The following is a 995-nucleotide window of genomic DNA, read 5'->3' as shown; positions in this document are numbered from 1 at the left end:
TACCTACCAGTGGACAGGAACCGGTTTCGGGCCTGAACCATGGCTGCGTCGTCACCGCTGGTGGCGCGGATACCCGTCAGCAGGCTGACGTAGCCCTGACGGGCGATGTCGAAGGTGTGGCCCTCCGGGCAGCGCAGTGAGCCACGGGCAGGTCGGAGACAGGCGCGGCACACCGGGCAGCGCAACAAGTCGAGAATTGGTTCGAGGGCAGGGGGAAGCAACGCAGGCACGAGGCACTCCAGGCGACGGTGAAGGGAAGGGACCGTGCCTGCACGCGCTCTCTAAAGCCGCCGTTTCAGGAAGAACGAGGCCCGGCATCTCGTCGCCTCGGTGTGGGCGGCACAAGGGAGATGGATCACGTAAACAGGCACGCCAAGGAGGGCGACGCCCTACGGCATCGCCCTCAACGCCTCGTGATTACAGAGCCTGGATGTGCTGGGTCCACATGCCTCCACCTTACGTGTCAGGCACCGGGTTTTGTGGAGAGTGAGTTAGCTGGTTTTCTGGCATGACTTGTGGGGTTCGGTCGCGTAGTAGGCGGCCTCGCGCTCGGCGGGAGTGACGTGTCCGAGCTCGCCGTGCAGACGCCGCTGGTTGAACCAGTCGACGTATTCCGCGACCGCGATCTCGACGTCGCTGATGGACGTCCAGGGGCCCTTGTTGCGGATCAGCTCGGCCTTGAACAGGCTGTTGAACGCCTCGGCGAGGGCGTTGTCATACGAGTCGCCCTTGGAGCCGACCGAGGCCACGGCCGCTTCCTGTTCGAGGCGCTCGGTGACGAATCGCACGATATTGGACTCCGCGGTCCGAGTGATGTGTGAGACCGGCCAGGTCGGCACCAGTGTGCCGGCGGCGCCAGATCACCATCTCCAGGGCATCGAGCGCGAGGTCGGTGTAGAGGCTGGTGGCGACCTGCCGGCCGACGACCACGCGAGAGAACACGTCGATAACGAAGGCCGCGTAAACCCAGCCGGGGAACGTCCGGATGTAGGTGA

2 protein-coding genes are annotated in these 995 nt (G+C 64.7%); both read right to left on the bottom strand.

The features are described 5' to 3' along the window. On the bottom strand, window positions 1-230 hold a 230-nt coding region (locus tag EES43_RS15790), incomplete at its 3' end, for a putative RNA methyltransferase (protein ID WP_346774290.1). 261 nt (window positions 231-491) lie between these two features. Then, window positions 492-788 carry an integrase core domain-containing protein gene (locus tag EES43_RS15785; protein WP_164493183.1) on the bottom strand — a complete coding sequence of 99 codons (297 nt, stop codon included), beginning with the start codon at window positions 786-788 and terminating at the stop codon, window positions 492-494. Window positions 789-995: the final 207 nt, after the last annotated feature.

Source organism: Streptomyces sp. ADI96-02 (assembly GCF_003846185.1).
Taxonomy (GTDB): domain Bacteria; phylum Actinomycetota; class Actinomycetes; order Streptomycetales; family Streptomycetaceae; genus Streptomyces.
This window is presented reverse-complemented; position numbering and strand designations above follow the sequence as displayed.